A 17,110-nucleotide genomic window follows, 5' to 3' on the forward strand; every position below is an offset into this window, starting at 1 on the left:
ACGATTTGCGGGAAATCATTCAAAAGAAACTTATACGCGCGCGTATTATTTACTAACGACCAACGATTACGAATAATATTATCCACAGTTCATAAAAACGACAGCTAAATACACCTCAGAATCGTCTTATTTTATAATTAAAATAATAACTTATTTAAAATCAATTCAGTGCAAATTACCATGATAAAACAGTGGATTTCAGGTTATTCGATTCAGCTAACAATAAATAATAACGCATCATATATTCTTTTATTTCACCCAATATTTCCCTAAGCGAAATTAGCCTGTTTTAAATTAAAAACAGACGTCAGCTTACCTGCATTTTTTAACGTCGCCGCGCGCTATGGCATCCACCGTTGTCGGTTGACGCTTTCGCAACGACACGCGACCCTCGCGCTATCCACTGTCTGCCGACCAGAGGGCTTTAGCACATTTGCGCATATTCTTATCCGGATATATTGGTTTTCGCCACAGACACAATGAATATAATTCATTTTAATACGGTACCAGAATAATCAACTGGAATATTTACATAGCATTCTGCCAGCTTTTTCTGGCAATAAATGATGTGCGGAAGGTGTGTAGTGCCAACATGGTTACCCTTAGCGATCGATTCGTTCTGGCCAATGCTTTCCGCCGGGCTGAAATTTACCATTCCCTTAACGTTAAGCGCATTTATTCTTGGTCTGACACTCGGTTTTATTGTGGCGTTATTGCGTTTATATGGCCCGGCATGTTTAAAACCGATAGTCATATTTTACGTCTGGTTAATTCGCGGCACCCCGTTATTAGTACAATTATTTTTAATTTTTTACGCGTTGCCCAGCGCGGGAATGACTATCGATGCCTTTCCGGCGGCGGTGATTGGTTTTACGGTAAATATTGGTGCTTATACCTCGGAAGTGATCCGCGCCACGCTGCTCGCCGTGCCTAAAAGTCAGTGGGAAGCCGCGCATGCCATCAGCATGACCTGGGCGCAGGCGCTACGGCGCATTATTCTGCCGCAGGCCGCGCGCATCGCTGTGCCGCCGTTATCCAATACCTTTATCTCGCTGGTGAAAGACACCTCGCTGGCCTCGGTGATCACCGTGCCGGAGATGTTTCTCGCTGCGCAGCAAATAGCCGCGGTGACTTACGAGCCGTTAATTTTATATAGCGAGGCCGCGGTGATTTATCTCTTATTCAGCTCTGTCTTATCGCATTTACAAGAGAAGCTGGAGCGGAAATTAGCCGGGACAACCGTTAAGGAGCGAGCAAATGATAACGCTCTGCAACATTGAAAAAAGTTTTGCCGGTCACCGGGTGCTGCAAAATATTCATTTAACGGTAGCAGAAGGCACCGTCACCGCCTTAATTGGCCCCTCCGGTAGCGGGAAAAGTACATTATTACGTTGTATTAATTTGCTGGAAATCCCCCAGTCCGGGGAATTAACCATCGGCAAAGAAGAAATGGTATTTACGCCAGGTGCCCGTATTAAAGGCCAGGATATTCGCCGGATGAGCCGTCAGACCGGAATGGTTTTTCAAAACTTTGCGCTGTTTCCGCATATGACCGCTCTCGACAACATTACCGAGGGACTGATTACGGTGCATAAATGGGACCGCGAGCGAGCCCGCAAACGCGGCGAGGCGCTACTGGAGAAGGTTGGCATGCTGCATAAACGTAACGCACTGCCGAATACACTTTCCGGCGGCCAGCAACAACGCGTGGCGATTGCCCGCGCGCTGGCACCTTCGCCTGCGGTGTTACTGTGCGATGAGCCAACCTCGGCGCTCGACCCGGAGCTTTCCGGCGAAGTGGTCGCCGTCCTGCGCCAGCTGGCACACGAGGGCACGACGATGATTATGGCCACCCACGATCTGCGCTTAGCAGCCCATATCGCAAGCCAGGTGGTATTTCTCGAAGCCGGGGAAATTGTCGAATCGGGCAGCGCCAGCACCCTTTTTTCACAGGCGAAGAAACCACGAACCACGGAATTCATCGCCTCTTTAAGCACAGCGTTTTCGACTATCGAAGCGCATCAATAACAATATTTACGGGGTAACGCAGATGAAGGCATTCGCAACACTGGTGATAGCAGGCGTTATGCAGCTGGGCTTTGCTCACGCGGCGCTGGCGCAGGATGATCTGGCAAAAATTCAGTCCGCCGGGGTGTTAAAAATTGGCACCGAAGGGACTTATCCGCCCTTCACTTTCCATAACGCCGCCGGCAAGCTGGAAGGGTTTGATGTCGAAATCGGCCAGGAAATCGCCAAGCGCCTGAAAGTGAACGCCCAGTTTGTTGAAGGCAAATGGGATGGCCTGATCGCCGGTATTGATGCTAACCGCTACGACGCGGTGATCAATCAGGTGGGCATTACGCCGGAACGCCAGAAAAAATATGACTTCTCCGAGCCGTATATCGCCTCCAAAGCGGTGCTGATCGTCAACAGCAAAAATACGGCAATCACCCGTTTCGAGGATTTAAAAGGTAAAAAATCCGCTCATACGCTGACCAGCAACTATGCGCAGATCGCGCGCAAATATGGTGCGGAGATCGTCGCCACCGACGGCTTTAACCAGTCTGTCGATTTGGTGGTGCAGGGGCGCGCCGATGCGACCATCAACGACAACCTGTCATTCCTGGATTTCAAAAAACATAAACCCGACGCGCCGGTGAAAATTGTCGCCACGCAATCTGACGCGGAGAAATCCGGCGTGTTATTCCGCAAGGGCAACCCGCAACTGAAAGCCGCGATTGATAAGGCACTGGAAGAGATCAAAGCCGACGGCACTTATCAACGCATTTCGCAGAAATACTTCGGCGCGGATGTGTCGAAGTGATGCGTAGCCGCTGAATGGTAAGACCCCGCAACGCGGGGTTTTTTATGCCGCTGGTGCCTTGCGCACGGACACCCGTTTTATTTGCGCACGTCTTCCACAATATGCAAGTTCGACACTATGCAAAGCTGGGGCGCTGCGTTTGTGCTGCTTGCCGCAGGCGGCGTTGCGCCCACTGTTGCGATGCTACTGCTGCATCAGTTCAGCGGGCGCGGCGCATAATAACTGGCTTAAAGCTGAAAACTTTGCGGAACCCCGAGCCTGGCTGGGGGTTTTCTGTAAACAAAAAAACCCCGCCAGGCGGGGTTTTTAAATTTGCGGCGTAACGCAAATCAGAACGGAATGTCGTCGTCGAAATCCATCGGCGGTTCGTTAGACGGTGCCGGTGCAGACTGCTGCTGCGGGCGAGACTGCGCGCCGCCGCTGAACTGGTTGCCACCCTGTGGCTGCTGAGGCTGACCCCAGCCGCCCTGCTGCTGGCCGCCACCTGCCGGTGCGCCGCCACCCTGACGGCCGCCCAGCATTTGCATGGTGCCGCCAACGTTAACCACTACTTCAGTGGTGTATTTTTCCTGACCGGATTGATCGGTCCATTTACGGGTGCGCAGCTGGCCTTCAATATAAACCTGAGAGCCTTTACGCAGGTACTCGCCGGCCACTTCCGCCAGCTTGCCAAACAGCACAACGCGGTGCCATTCGGTCTGCTCTTTGGTTTCGCCGGTCTGCTTGTCACGCCAGGATTCGGAAGTAGCCAGCGTAATGTTGGCAACTGCGCCACCACTCGGCATATAGCGTACTTCCGGGTCCTGGCCCAGATTACCGACGAGAATCACCTTGTTTACGCCTCTGCTGGCCATATTGTGTCTCCTGAAAACGTTGCTTGATTCTTAGTAGTGTAAACGCGCGATTGTAGCATTACAAAGCCACACTTAGATAGCTGCGAGGAGGATTCCAGATTATCGCCGCGCGCCATAGTTTGACATACCCGAAGCGAAGATGCATGCGAATACTGTATATTCATTCAGGTTAAATTGTGTCATAATTAGCCGTTTCTGACCGCTGGTTGTCCTTCAAACACACCAGGCAAAAAAGTGTTCCTCCGGGTAAAAGGTGAATGGATTGGATAAGATAGAAGTACGGGGCGCCCGCACCCATAATCTCAAAAACATCAACCTCGTCATCCCTCGCGACAAACTGATTGTCGTCACCGGGCTGTCGGGTTCTGGTAAGTCCTCCCTGGCTTTCGACACACTCTATGCCGAAGGGCAGCGTCGTTACGTTGAATCACTCTCCGCGTATGCGCGTCAGTTTCTGTCGCTGATGGAAAAACCGGACGTTGACCACATTGAAGGTTTATCGCCCGCCATTTCTATTGAACAAAAATCGACATCCCACAACCCGCGTTCCACCGTCGGCACGATCACGGAGATTCACGATTACCTGCGTCTGCTGTTCGCCCGCGTCGGCGAGCCGCGTTGCCCGGACCACGACGTTCCGCTGGCGGCGCAAACCGTGAGCCAGATGGTGGATAACGTGTTGTCGCAACCGGAAGGCAAGCGCCTGATGCTGCTGGCGCCGGTTATCAAAGAGCGTAAAGGTGAACACAGTAAGACGCTGGAGAACCTCGCAAGCCAGGGTTATATCCGCGCAAGGATCGACGGCGAAGTGTGCGATCTCTCCGATCCGCCGAAACTCGAGCTACAAAAGAAACACACCATTGAAGTGGTGATCGACCGCTTTAAAGTGCGCGCTGATCTTGCCCAGCGCCTGGCCGAATCGTTTGAAACCGCACTGGAACTTTCCGGCGGTACGGCAGTGGTTGCCGATATGGATGAGCCGACTGCCGAAGAGCTGCTGTTCTCTGCCAACTTCGCCTGCCCGATTTGTGGCTACAGCATGCGCGAGCTGGAACCTCGCCTGTTCTCGTTCAACAACCCGGCTGGCGCGTGTCCGACCTGCGACGGTCTGGGCGTGCAGCAATATTTCGATCCCGATCGCGTGATCCAGAACCCGGAGCTGTCGCTGGCCGGCGGCGCGATCCGCGGCTGGGATCGCCGCAACTTCTACTATTTCCAGATGCTGAAATCGCTGGCGGAACACTACAAATTCGACGTGGAAGCGCCATGGGAAAGCCTGAGCGCCAACGTGCAGAAAGTGGTGCTGTTTGGTTCCGGTAAAGAGTCGATTGAGTTCAAATACATGAACGATCGTGGCGACACCTCTGTGCGTCGTCACCCGTTTGAAGGCGTGCTGCATAATATGGAGCGCCGTTACAAAGAGACGGAATCCAGCGCGGTACGTGAGGAGCTGGCGAAGTTTATCAGCAACCGACCGTGCGCCTCCTGTGAAGGGACGCGCCTGCGTCGCGAAGCACGCCATGTGTTTGTTGAAAACACCCCGCTGCCGACCATTTCCGATATGAGCATCGGCCATGCGATGGACTTCTTCAACAATCTGAAACTTTCCGGCCAGCGGGCAAAAATCGCCGAGAAAGTGCTGAAAGAGATTGGCGATCGCCTGAAGTTCCTGGTAAACGTCGGCCTGAACTACCTGACGCTTTCCCGCTCGGCGGAGACGCTCTCTGGCGGCGAAGCGCAGCGCATTCGTCTGGCAAGCCAGATTGGCGCGGGTCTGGTAGGTGTCATGTACGTGCTGGATGAACCGTCAATTGGCCTGCATCAGCGCGATAACGAACGTCTGCTTGGCACGCTTATCCATCTGCGTAACCTCGGTAACACGGTGATTGTTGTCGAACACGACGAAGACGCCATTCGCGCCGCCGACCATGTGATCGACATCGGCCCTGGCGCGGGCGTACACGGCGGCCAGGTTGTGGCGGAAGGGACGCTGGATGCCATCATGGCGGTGCCGGAATCCCTGACCGGGCAGTACATGAGCGGCAAACGTAAAATTGAGCTGCCGAAACAGCGCGTGAAAGCCGATCCAGAAAAAGTGCTGAAGCTGACTGGCGCGCGCGGTAACAACCTGAAAGATGTAACGCTGACGCTGCCGGTGGGCCTGTTCACCTGTATCACCGGCGTTTCCGGCTCCGGTAAATCGACGCTGATCAACGATACGCTGTTCCCAATCGCCCAGCGTCAGTTGAACGGCGCGACCATCGCCGAACCTGCGCCGTATCGCGATGTGCAGGGGCTGGAGCATTTCGACAAAGTCATTGATATCGACCAGAGCCCGATTGGGCGTACGCCGCGCTCCAACCCGGCCACCTATACTGGCGTCTTTACGCCAGTGCGCGAGCTGTTTGCCGGTGTGCCGGAGTCCCGCTCGCGCGGTTACACGCCGGGGCGCTTCAGCTTTAACGTGCGCGGCGGTCGCTGCGAAGCGTGCCAGGGTGATGGCGTCATTAAGGTTGAAATGCACTTTCTGCCGGATATTTACGTGCCGTGCGACCAGTGCAAAGGCAAGCGCTATAACCGTGAAACGCTGGAGATCAAATACAAAGGCAAGACCATCCATGAAGTGCTGGATATGACTATCGAAGAAGCACGCGAGTTCTTCGATGCTGTTCCGGCGCTGGCGCGTAAGCTGCAAACGCTGATGGATGTTGGCCTGACCTATATTCGTCTTGGACAGTCGGCGACGACGCTTTCCGGCGGTGAAGCCCAGCGCGTGAAGCTGGCGCGCGAGCTGTCGAAACGCGGCACCGGCCAGACGCTCTATATCCTCGACGAACCAACCACTGGCCTGCACTTTGCTGATATCCAGCAGTTGCTGGACGTGCTGCATCAGTTACGGGATCAGGGCAACACCATTGTGGTGATTGAGCACAACCTGGACGTGATTAAAACGGCGGACTGGATTGTCGATCTCGGCCCGGAAGGCGGCAGCGGCGGCGGCGAGATCCTGGTCTCCGGCACGCCGGAAACGGTCGCCGAATGCGAAGCCTCTCATACGGCGCGCTTCCTCAAACCGATGCTGAAGTAATTACACGGAGAGTTGCTGCCGGACCTGTTCCGGCACCAACTCAATCGCCTGCTGATACGACGCATCCACCAGGTAGTAAATCTGCGAATCCGGTAACGAACCATCCAGGTAAACGGTGCTCCAGTGCGCTTTATTTAAATGGCGGCTGGGGCGCACATCTTCATGCTGCTGGCGCAGCAAATCCGCCAGTTCTGGGCTCGTTTTCAACGACGCTGCCGGCCGGCCTTCCACCTCTTTCACCATCACAAACAGCACATCCGCAACTTTGATTTGTGTTGCTTTCCAGTCGCTGTGCACGCTCTGTTCAGCGCCAGGCTTCGCCATGCAATATTGCAGTAACTCGGAAATTGTCACTTTTGCTTCTCCTTGTCATGTCGTGGTGGGGTATCGCGATCGGCATAAATACATCATTAAAGCGTAGTGTATGGATAAAAAAATCGTGGGTCGTTACAAAACCTGACGATTAACACAACCTAAACAGAATTGAGAACGCTGGAACCTTTTGTGTTTTAGAGTGACAAATAGTTACAACCAGAAAGTAACAGTTATTTTTTCATTTTTTTCAAATAGATAAAAGCAGCACACTGATGTGCAATTGATTACGGATTAAAGAGAAAACTCCCGGAGATGCCTGATGAGCATATTACATGGCGAGAAGAAAACCGTCCTTGTCGCTGAAGATGATAGTGATATTGCTGGTGTTATTATTGCTTACCTTGAACGCGACAAGTTCGCGGTGATTCATGCCCCTGATGGTGAAAAAGCGGTCATGATGGCCGAAAAATACCAGCCTGATTTTATTATTCTGGATATCAAGATACCGAAAAAGGATGGCTGGCAAGTATTGATGGAGCTGCGCCAGAAAACCGATATCCCGATTATGATGCTGACCGCATCAGGCGCCGATACGGATAAAGTTCTGGCATTAAAAACGGGCGCTGATGATTATGTAGTAAAACCGTTCAACCCCGAGGAATTAGTCGCCAGGGTGCATGTTATTTTAAAAAGAAGCCAACAATATCATGCGCGAGAAAATCTGAAACTGTATAAAACCAGAAACATTGAAATAAATAAAATAACGCATCAGGTATACGTTGGCCCGAAGAAAATGGATTTATCTACAGACTTAACCTCTACAGAGTTTAAGATATTGATGCATTTAATTCGCTACCCGCAGCGCATCTTTACGCGTGAAGAGATTATGAATTCCTGCATGCCAGAGGGAAACGCCTGCGATCGTACCGTAGATAGCCATGTCAGCAAATTAAGAAAGAAGATCCAGCAGGCGGGCATCGTCAATGTGCCGGAGTGCGTACGCGGCTTCGGCTATCGGTTAGGAGATTGATGTAGCCTAACAGGCTCCCGGCGGCGGATAAGCCCCGCCGGGAGCGTTCATTAAAACAGCGTCCTGCCCAACGGCAGAATGTCGCACCACTGTTTTTTATAGCTCCAGTAATCTTTATAGACCCCGAGAGAAAATTTAAATTTTTTATCTTTCGCGAGACATAATTCTTTTGCTTTGCAGATATTCACCCACAACAAAATACTGCCCAGATTAAATTCAGGATAGTTCTGAGAATACCCACCATTAATATCATCGAAATAAAAATAGCCATCGCACTCGGCCATAAAAATGATATCAAACGCGCAGGGGTGACCATGCATAAACAACACCGCGCCAAAGAGTAAATGTCGCAATGCGGCGAATGTTCTGATTAAGTCATCACGCGCAAAACAGTAAATTTTACTCTGCCAGCGCTGCCTGAACACGTCGATATATATGTCGGCCAGTTCACTATCTGAAAAGTCATCAACCCACCGAACTTCACCGCCACAGGCAAGAAACTTTTTCATTTCGCCGTTGCGTTTTTTCTGTGACGCTTTCGACAGGCTCTCTTTGACGTAGCAGATCTTGTTTTTTAAATAACCGCTGAATAAAACATTGAGAAAATCGGATTGATGATGTGGAGATAACCGCTTGGTAACGGCAGGTAAATACCCCACTTTTTTCGTTTCCAGCGGCAGTATGATGTCATCGAAAACAAAGGGATAACGCCGATCCTGTAGCGATAACGCCCCATTCACCGCGTAACACGCGCCAACATAAACCTGCTGGCGACGAATAGCGTAAAAAGCCAGCTTCGCTCCCGTTTCAACACTTAAAAATTGCAGCACATCCGGATGTGTACAGACAGAACCGCCAAATTGTTGCCAGACCATTTTGTAGGTGGCGAAATCGCACGGTTCCCAACCGTACAGCCACGCGAAAACATTCCGTAAAACCATAACTACCCCGTGTTATCAGACGCACCCACACGTCTTTATGCAGGCTTATAACCGGGGTATATGGAGGTTTGATGGAGCGACTACTCTCCCTGCAGCGTGGCGATGATTTTTCGCGAGCCACCGTGAATACGGTGCTCGCCAAGCCAAATTCCCTGCCACGTACCCAGCACTACGCGCCCTTTTTGCACGGGTAACAGCAGCGAAACGCCAAGCGTGGAGGATTTGATATGCGACGGCATATCATCCGGCCCTTCGTAATCATGCTCATACGGCGCGTTGTCCGGCACGGCTTGCAGAAAATGCTGCTCCATATCGTGGCGCACGGTGGGATCGCAATTTTCGTTCAGGGTGAGCGAAGCGGAGGTATGTTGCAGCAACAAGTGCAGCAAACCAACGTTAATGCGGGAGATATCGCGAAGTTGCCCAAGCACCTCGTCCGTCACCAGATGAAATCCGCGCGACTTCGCGCCAAGCGTAAGGGTTTGTTGATACCACATGCACATCTCCTGTCAGCAAAATGAACTCTTGTCAGTGTGGCAGCAGGCTGCGAAACAGGAAAGCCGGGGCTAATATTCGGAGTTCACAATCACTTCCTCACCCAACGCACCCGCCTGCGGTAAAGGGCGATAGGTCGAGTTTGAAGCGCGTAGCACGCGAATTGGCCGGGCTTCGCTTTCGCGCGCGGCGGTGATATCGCTGTCTGAATCGCCATAGAAAATGCGGATTTTATTGGCCTTCAGCCACTGGGTTTTGCTGTTCTGGCCAGGCTTATCACCGGCGAAAATCACCGGGTTCATATTGGCCGCAGGAATAAGAAAATCGTCCTGTAACGTTTTACTAACCGTTTCTGTTTTTGTCGGGCTACGTCCGGTGATGAAAAAGATGGTGTCACCGCGCTTTACATGCATCGCAATCAGATGGCGGGCCACTTCTTTCGGAATACTGAAGTCGTCCCAGCCGTTGTTCATCTTTTCCCAAAACGCCGGGTTTTGCAGATAGGCATCGCTATCCGGCGACCAGGTTTTTTTACCGCGCCAGAAACCGGGGCTGGAAAACAGCACCGTGTCGTCAATATCAAACCCGACCGCCATTGGCGGGCGTTCGATCAGAGAATTTTCGATTTGCGCCACGGAAACCCAGTGAACGGGCGCCTGTTCGGCGAGTCTGGCAACATTGGTGCCTTCAGATACCGGCGTGGGCGCCGAAGCGTAAACCGCGCTGCCAAACGTCATCCACAGGCAGACCGCGCCGAGCGCGCGTATGAACTTTCGCATATTTATCCCTAAATTATCAGTTCGTTATATTTTATAAATGGTGCGAATGGTCAAAATGTTACCAGACCATACCCTGTGAAGCCGATGAAAAAAAGGATTTTTTGCAGATTATTCAGAGAATAAGCGAATATTGAGGCATAAATAATCCCCTGCCAGAACGCAGGGGACGGACAAAAGTAAGTGGGTGCTTACATTACTGCGGCAAATGCTTGCGCCACGCGGTGCACGTTGCGGCTATTCAAACCGGCAACGCACATCCGCCCGCTGGCGATGAGATAAACGCCAAACTCTTCACGCAGACGATCGACCTGCGCCGCGCTCAGGCCGGTATAACTGAACATGCCGCGCTGTTTAAGCAGATAATCGAAATTACCGCCCGGTACCGCCTCTTTCAGCACGGTGACCAGCTCCTGGCGCATCGCCAGAATGCGCGTACGCATGGCTTCCACTTCCGCCAGCCAGGAGGCTTTCAGACCGGCGTCGCCAAGTACTGTTGCGACCAGTTGTGCGCCAAAATTCGGCGGGCTGGAGTAGTTACGGCGCACGGTGGCTTTGAGCTGCCCCAGCACGCGGCTGGCGGCGTCCGCATCGTCACACACCACGGAAAGCCCGCCAACGCGCTCGCCATACAGCGAGAAAATTTTCGAAAATGAGTTGCTGACCAGCGCAGGCAGCCCGGCGTGGGCAACCGCGCGGATGGCATAAGCATCGTCTTCCATTCCGGCACCAAAGCCCTGATAGGCGATGTCGAGGAACGGGATCAGATTGCGCGCTTGCAACACCTCAACCACCTGGTCCCACTGCGCGTGAGTCAGATCCGCTCCGGTTGGGTTATGACAGCAGGGATGCAGCAGCACAATGCTCTGGGCGTCCAGGGTGTTCAGTTTTTCCAGAAATGCTTCAAAACGCACGCCGTTAGTCGTGCTGTCGTACCAGGGGTAAGTACTCACTACGAAGCCAGCGCCTTCAAAAATAGCGACATGGTTTTCCCAGGTCGGGTCACTGACCCACACGCCGGAATCTGGAAAGTAACGTTTCAGAAAATCTGCGCCGACTTTCAGCGCACCGGAGCCGCCTAATGTCTGGATGGTGGCAACGCGGTTTTGCGCCAGTACCGGGTGTTCTGCACCGAACAGCAGCGGAGCGATCGCGTTGCGATAGCTATTGAGCCCTTCCATCGGCAGATAAACTGACGCACCGTGCGGCTGCGCATTCAGGCGCGCTTCGGCTTCGGCGACCGCCTGCAAACGCGGAATAATGCCATCTTCGTTGTAGTAAAGCCCGATACTGAGATTGACCTTGTCGCTGCGGGGATCTTCTTTAAAGCGCTCCATTAACGACAGAATCGGGTCGCCGGCGTAGGCGTCAACTTTCTGAAACACGCGTGTACTCTCCAGGTTTACAGTAGGCAAGAACCACCACAATAAACCGGAAGCGGAGGAAGATCGAGAGCAGCAACCGCGGTGATAAAAAATAAGCGATTTAGCCGCGCAGCGCGGCCAGTATTTGCGCCACACGCTCGCTTACCGAACCACGTACACGCAGAAAGGGAATGCCGCGTTGCGTCAGCTGTTCGTTGTACCAGGCCTGCTGGCGCTGGCGGAAGGTTTCATCCTGGCGGGTGCCGTCCTGCACAAACGGGAAATCGTCGTCGCACAGCACCACGAGGTGATAATGCCGCTGCGCCAGTGCATAGAGCGCATCCGGCGCGTGACCAAACATCGCCAACGTATAAAACAACGTTGTTAGCGGCGAGGTGTCACATACCAGCCACTGCCGGGCATCGGCGGCTTCTTCACGCTGTACCTGCGTTTGTGCAATCGCCAGCATATCGTCATAAACCAGTTCACCGCCCTTTTCGTCCCAGCGCTCGCGGCCATATTCCGCCACATACGCCGTCTCCAGTGCCTGCGCCAGTGCGATGCTCAGCGTGCTTTTGCCGGTCGATTCGCCACCCAGCAGGCAGATGCGCTGAACGAAATCCCGGTAAACAACAGGCGCTAACATCTGCCGCCAGCGGTGAACATCACTGCGAATCAGTGTGCCGGAAGGTGCCTGCTCTCCTTGCTCACGCTGCAAACGGACATGTACGACGGGGCTGGCGAAGCGTTCGCTGAGTACGCGGGCAAAGCCGTCACCGTACTCTTCGGCGGTAAAAACCGCCTGCGGTTGGCAGTGCAGCACCTGCAAACAGATATCGGCCATATAGTGGCGATGCAGATCGCCGTCGGCCTCGTTATGCGGTGGCGCGCTCAAGCCATAATCAGCAAGACGCTGGGGGGTGAGAACCAGAATGTCGCATTGCGGAAAACGCGCACGAAGCCAGCGTTCACGCTTTTCCGGCTCGCATCCAGGCAACTCTGGCACAGAGTAGCTGACGATCCACAGGCGTTCGCACTGTTCCAGCGCGGCGTTAATCAATCGTTCGTGGCCGCAGTGTAACGGCGCAAATTTACCGACGATTAACCCGCTGGCAAAGCGTTTCATCGCGCGGCCATCGCTTTGCGCCATTGATACAGACCATGCCAGGCGTTACACCAGAAAACAAGATATAACCCGGCGGTGAGCCAGAGATCGCGGGCGGCATACAGCGGCACGGCAATGGTGTTAACCAGCAGCCAGAAATACCAGCTTTCGAGCCTGCGCCCCATCAGCATAAATTGCGCGAGCACGCTGAAAACCATAATGACGGAGTCCAGCCACGGCGACCACGCGTTGGTAAAGCGGTGCAACAGCCAGGCGTAACACCCGGCGACAACCAGCGCGCCCGCTAACATCAGCAACAAATGGTTAAGCGGCGTTTTACGCACCGCCAGTTCGCTACCGTGGTTGCCTTTCAGCCAGTTGATCCACCCGGCAATACTGCTGGCGATAAAGAACAGTTGCAGCGTGACATCGGCGTAGAGCTGTACGGAGTAGAACACCCAGCCATACAGCACGCAGCCAATAATCCCCGTCCACCAGGTGTGCATATTGTTGCGCGCGGCAAGCCATACAGAGAGGGCATAAGCCAGGCAGGCGGCGATTTCCATTGGCGACAAGGCGCAATCCTTTTAGTCGATGTATTTTAAAGTCGCCCGCGAAGTCAGGCGCGTGATAAGTTCGTAAGCACTCACTTTTGTTGCTTCAGCAATGCGTTCAACGGGTAAACCTTCGCCCCACAGCACCACTTCATCACCGGCTTTGTCTTGCGCATCCAGGCCGAGATCAACGCAAATCATATCCATCGCCACACGACCAACAATCGGCACTTCGCGACCATTAACCAGCACCGGCGTGCCGGAAGGCGCAGCGCGTGGATAGCCATCGCCATAGCCCATCGCCACCACGCCTAAACGCGTGTCGCGCGTGCTTTCCCACGTTCCGCCATAGCCCACCGCATCGCCCGCTTTATGCTCGCGCACGGCGATCAGTTGCGAAGTCAGCGTCATGACGGGCTGAAAACCGAAATCGGCACCCCACGGTTTATGATCGAGCGGCGAAACACCGTACAAAATAATGCCAGGGCGAACCCAGTCGAAGTGCGATTGCGGCCACAGCAGCGTACCGCCGGAAGCGGCTATGGAACGCAGACCAGGTTTGCCATCAGTAAAGGTGGTGAAGATATCAAGCTGGCGCTCTGTTGCGCCGCATTCCGGTTCGTCGGCGCGGGCAAAATGGCTGGCAACGTTAACTGGCTGGCGCACATTTTTGCACTGTGACAAGCGCGCATAGAACGCCTCAGCCTCGTGCGGATGTACACCCAGGCGGTGCATACCGGTATCGAGCTTCATCCACACGGTCACCGGCGCTTTCAGCGTTGCGGTTTCCAGCGCTTCCAGCTGTTCAAGGCTATGAATAACCGTGTGAAGCTGGTGTTCAGCGACCAATGGCAGATCGCTGGCGGCGAAGAAACCTTCCAGCAGCAAAATCGGTTGTGTGATGCCGCCCGCGCGTAATTGCAGGGCTTCTTCAAGACGGGAGACACCGAAAGCATCGGCATCGGGGAGCGTTCGCGCGGTCTCGAGAAGACCGTGTCCATAGGCGTTCGCTTTCACGACCGCAACCACGCGGCTGGCGGGAGCCAGTTCACGCAGGCGTTGCAGATTGTGTCGCAGAGCGCGGCGGTTAACTACTACGGTTGCCGCTTGCATTTACATTACCCTATCAAGCAATCGTCAACATCATTCGTCTACAGGAAGACGACAAGACCGTCGATCCCGGCGGTTTGGTATAAACCAGGCGACCGGGATCCACGGACGCGGTCAACGTCCCTGGAATGCGAAGGATGAAGAGGATTTATTCGTCGTCGTATTGTGGCCCTGCATAATTATCAAAGCGCGACCACTGCCCGTTAAATGTCAGACGCACGGTACCAATTGGGCCGTTACGCTGTTTACCAATAATAATTTCTGCAATGCCTTTTAAGTCACTGTTTTCGTGATAAACCTCGTCACGATAAATAAACATGATCAAGTCGGCGTCCTGCTCGATGGAGCCGGATTCACGCAAGTCGGAGTTCACCGGACGTTTGTCGGCGCGCTGCTCCAGCGAGCGGTTAAGCTGCGACAGCGCCACCACCGGCACCTGTAACTCTTTCGCCAGCGCTTTTAGCGAGCGGGAGATTTCGGCGATTTCCAGCGTACGGTTATCCGACAACGACGGTACACGCATCAGTTGCAGGTAGTCGATCATGATAAGCCCAATGCCGCCATGCTCGCGAGCGATACGCCGCGCACGGGAACGGACTTCCGTCGGCGTCAGGCCGGAAGAGTCATCAATATAGATATTGCGTTTTTCCAGCAGGATGCCCATGGTGCCGGAGATGCGCGCCCAGTCTTCATCGTCCAGTTGGCCGGTACGAATACGCGTCTGATCGACACGCGAAAGGGAGGCCAGCGAACGCATCATGATCTGTTCGGAGGGCATCTCCAGACTGAAGATTAATACCGGTTTATCCTGCAACATCGCCGCGTTTTCGACGAGGTTCATCGCAAAAGTCGTTTTACCCATCGACGGACGCGCGGCAACGATAATCAAATCCGACGGCTGTAAACCTGCCGTTTTCTTATTAAGATCGTCGTAGCCCGTGTTAACACCGGTGACACCGTCGTGCGGCTGCTGGAAAAGCTGTTCAATGCGCGAAACGGTCGCTTCAAGCACATCGGCGATGTTTTTCGGGCCTTCGTCTTTATTCGCGCGGCTTTCGGCGATTTTAAAAACGCGGGATTCGGCAAGGTCGAGCAGATCTTCACTGCTGCGCCCCTGCGGATCAAAACCGGCGTTGGCGATTTCATTCGCCACCGAAATCATTTCACGAACTACCGCACGTTCACGCACGATATCGGCATAGGCACTGATGTTCGCAGCACTTGGCGTATTTTTGGAGAGCTCCGCCAGATAAGCAAAGCCGCCAACAATGTCCAGTTGCCCCTGCAGTTCCAGCGATTCCGCAAGCGTTATCAGATCGATGGGTTTGCCCATCTCCTGCAGGCGGTGCATCTCGGTAAAAATATGGCGGTGCGGGCGCGTATAAAAATCATCCGCCACGACGCGTTCGGCGACATCATCCCAACGCTCGTTATCCAGCATTAAACCGCCCAACACCGACTGCTCCGCTTCAATAGAATGCGGAGGCACTTTCATCCCCTCGAGCTGTACGTCGCGGGTTTCAGTCTGTTTGTTGAAGGGTTTATTTCCTGCCATAGTGAATGGAGCTATCCGGGTAATGAATGGGTTGAGAGATTATCACATCAGGAGGAAGCATGGCGACGAGAATAGAATTTCAAAAGCATGGTGGGCCTGAGGTGCTTAAAGCGGTTGAGTTCACCCCCGCAGCGCCAGCGGAAAACGAAGTGCAGGTAGAAAATAAAGCCATTGGTATCAACTATATCGATACCTATATCCGTAGCGGATTATATCCGCCGCCAGCGTTACCAAGCGGGCTGGGCACCGAAGCGGCAGGCGTGGTAAGCAAAGTGGGCAGCGGCGTCACGCAGGTGAAAGTGGGCGATCGCGTGGTGTATGCGCAATCGGGCCTGGGTGCGTATAGCTCGGTGCATAACGTTTTGGCGGATAAAGTCGCGGTGCTGCCGAACGCGATCTCCTTCGAACAAGCTGCGGCGTCATTCCTGAAGGGGCTGACGGTGTTTTATCTGCTGCGCAAAACCTACGAAATCAAGCCAGATGAAATGTTCCTGTTCCATGCTGCCGCCGGTGGTGTCGGGTTGATTGCCTGCCAGTGGGCAAAAGCTCTTGGCGCGAAACTGATTGGCACCGTGGGTTCCGCGCAAAAAGCGCAGCGCGCGTTACAGGCCGGTGCCTGGCAGGTGATCAACTACAGCGAAGAGAATGTGGTGGAACGTGTCAAAGAGCTCACCGGCGGTAAAAAGGTGGCGGTGGTGTACGACTCGGTAGGGAAAGACACCTGGGAGACGTCGCTTGATTGTCTGCGCCGTCGCGGGCTGATGGTCAGTTTCGGTAACGCTTCCGGCCCGGTGACCGGCGTGAATCTGGGTATTCTTAACCAGAAAGGCTCGCTCTACGCCACGCGCCCTTCCCTCAATGGCTATGTCACTAACCGGGAAGAGTTGCAGGAAGCCAGTAATGAGCTGTTTTCGCTGATTGCCAGCGGGGTTATCAAAGTGGATGTGACCGAGAGCCAGAAGTTCGCGCTGCACGATGCACAGCGGGCGCATGAAGTGCTGGAGAGCCGGGCGACGCAGGGCTCCAGTCTGTTGATCCCTTAAGCTAATCGCCTGAAAGAATTAGGGCTTCCCGTGGGAAGCCCTTTCTTTTTTAGTTC

16 protein-coding genes are annotated in these 17,110 nt (G+C 53.7%); 6 read left to right on the forward strand and 10 right to left on the reverse strand.

The window, feature by feature from the left end; translation table 11 throughout:
- Positions 1-584: 584 nt before the first annotated feature.
- Genes RT644_RS16760 through RT644_RS16770 form a run of 3 tightly spaced genes read left to right on the forward strand, consistent with a single transcriptional unit; the run spans position 585 to position 2,824 of the window.
- Complete coding sequence (locus RT644_RS16760) at positions 585-1,280, forward strand: amino acid ABC transporter permease (RefSeq protein ID WP_162836381.1); 696 nt, start codon at positions 585-587, stop codon at positions 1,278-1,280.
- On the forward strand, positions 1,258-2,028 hold the full coding sequence (locus RT644_RS16765; protein ID WP_020456133.1) for an amino acid ABC transporter ATP-binding protein: 771 nt from the start codon (positions 1,258-1,260) through the stop codon (positions 2,026-2,028). Before RT644_RS16760 ends, RT644_RS16765 begins: the two co-directional genes overlap by 23 nt.
- Positions 2,029-2,050: 22 nt before the next feature.
- Positions 2,051-2,824, forward strand: a complete 774-nt coding sequence (locus RT644_RS16770; RefSeq protein ID WP_020456132.1) for an amino acid ABC transporter substrate-binding protein — start codon at positions 2,051-2,053, stop codon at positions 2,822-2,824.
- 329 nt (positions 2,825-3,153) lie between these two features.
- Here the strand turns inward: RT644_RS16770 and ssb1 are convergent, their stop codons facing one another.
- The gene (gene ssb1 / locus RT644_RS16775) at positions 3,154-3,678 is read right to left on the reverse strand and encodes a single-stranded DNA-binding protein SSB1 (RefSeq protein ID WP_017459456.1); all 525 of its coding nucleotides are present in this window, start codon (positions 3,676-3,678) and stop codon (positions 3,154-3,156) included.
- Between the two features lie 262 nt (positions 3,679-3,940).
- On the opposite strand from ssb1, the gene uvrA reads away from it, so the two are divergent.
- Entirely contained in the window at positions 3,941-6,766 is a 2,826-nt protein-coding gene (gene uvrA / locus RT644_RS16780) for an excinuclease ABC subunit UvrA (RefSeq protein ID WP_020456130.1), read from the forward strand.
- Here the strand turns inward: uvrA and RT644_RS16785 are convergent, their stop codons facing one another.
- Positions 6,767-7,120, reverse strand: coding sequence for an MmcQ/YjbR family DNA-binding protein (locus tag RT644_RS16785; protein ID WP_020456129.1), 354 nt, complete (start codon positions 7,118-7,120; stop codon positions 6,767-6,769).
- A 280-nt stretch (positions 7,121-7,400) separates the two neighbouring features.
- Between RT644_RS16785 and RT644_RS16790 the strand changes: the two genes are divergently transcribed.
- Complete coding sequence (locus RT644_RS16790; RefSeq protein ID WP_045511752.1) at positions 7,401-8,111, forward strand: response regulator; 711 nt, start codon at positions 7,401-7,403, stop codon at positions 8,109-8,111.
- 50 nt (positions 8,112-8,161) lie between these two features.
- On the opposite strand, the gene RT644_RS16795 is transcribed toward RT644_RS16790, so the two are convergent.
- From RT644_RS16795 to dnaB, 8 genes are all read right to left on the reverse strand, one after another.
- Positions 8,162-9,052, reverse strand: coding sequence for a transcriptional regulator (locus RT644_RS16795; protein ID WP_313627328.1), 891 nt, complete (start codon positions 9,050-9,052; stop codon positions 8,162-8,164).
- An 80-nt stretch (positions 9,053-9,132) separates the two neighbouring features.
- A complete protein-coding gene (locus tag RT644_RS16800) occupies positions 9,133-9,549 on the reverse strand; it encodes a secondary thiamine-phosphate synthase enzyme YjbQ (protein WP_020456126.1) in 417 nt (138 codons plus the stop codon).
- Positions 9,550-9,618: 69 nt separating this feature from the next.
- On the reverse strand, positions 9,619-10,326 hold the full coding sequence (gene aphA, locus RT644_RS16805; protein ID WP_097406557.1) for an acid phosphatase AphA: 708 nt from the start codon (positions 10,324-10,326) through the stop codon (positions 9,619-9,621).
- A 188-nt stretch (positions 10,327-10,514) separates the two neighbouring features.
- Positions 10,515-11,708: an aromatic amino acid transaminase gene (tyrB, locus tag RT644_RS16810; protein WP_313627329.1), complete on the reverse strand. Its 1,194-nt coding sequence runs from the start codon at positions 11,706-11,708 to the stop codon at positions 10,515-10,517.
- Between the two features lie 100 nt (positions 11,709-11,808).
- Positions 11,809-12,837 (reverse strand): AAA family ATPase, encoded by a 1,029-nt coding sequence (locus RT644_RS16815; RefSeq protein ID WP_409521877.1) that lies wholly within the window; start codon positions 12,835-12,837, stop codon positions 11,809-11,811.
- Positions 12,810-13,367, reverse strand: a complete 558-nt coding sequence (pnuC, locus tag RT644_RS16820; protein WP_313627330.1) for a nicotinamide riboside transporter PnuC — start codon at positions 13,365-13,367, stop codon at positions 12,810-12,812. The genes RT644_RS16815 and pnuC overlap by 28 nt, the downstream gene beginning before the upstream one ends.
- A 12-nt stretch (positions 13,368-13,379) precedes the next feature.
- Positions 13,380-14,459, reverse strand: coding sequence for an alanine racemase (alr, locus tag RT644_RS16825; RefSeq protein ID WP_045511737.1), 1,080 nt, complete (start codon positions 14,457-14,459; stop codon positions 13,380-13,382).
- A gap of 145 nt (positions 14,460-14,604) precedes the next feature.
- Positions 14,605-16,011, reverse strand: a complete 1,407-nt coding sequence (gene dnaB / locus RT644_RS16830; RefSeq protein WP_017459445.1) for a replicative DNA helicase — start codon at positions 16,009-16,011, stop codon at positions 14,605-14,607.
- A 59-nt stretch (positions 16,012-16,070) separates the two neighbouring features.
- Between dnaB and RT644_RS16835 the strand changes: the two genes are divergently transcribed.
- The gene (locus RT644_RS16835) at positions 16,071-17,054 is read left to right on the forward strand and encodes a quinone oxidoreductase (protein WP_097406554.1); all 984 of its coding nucleotides are present in this window, start codon (positions 16,071-16,073) and stop codon (positions 17,052-17,054) included.
- Positions 17,055-17,110: the final 56 nt, after the last annotated feature.

The sequence above is a fragment of the Kosakonia sp. genome (assembly GCF_032104925.1).
Classification (GTDB): Bacteria; Pseudomonadota; Gammaproteobacteria; order Enterobacterales; family Enterobacteriaceae; genus Kosakonia.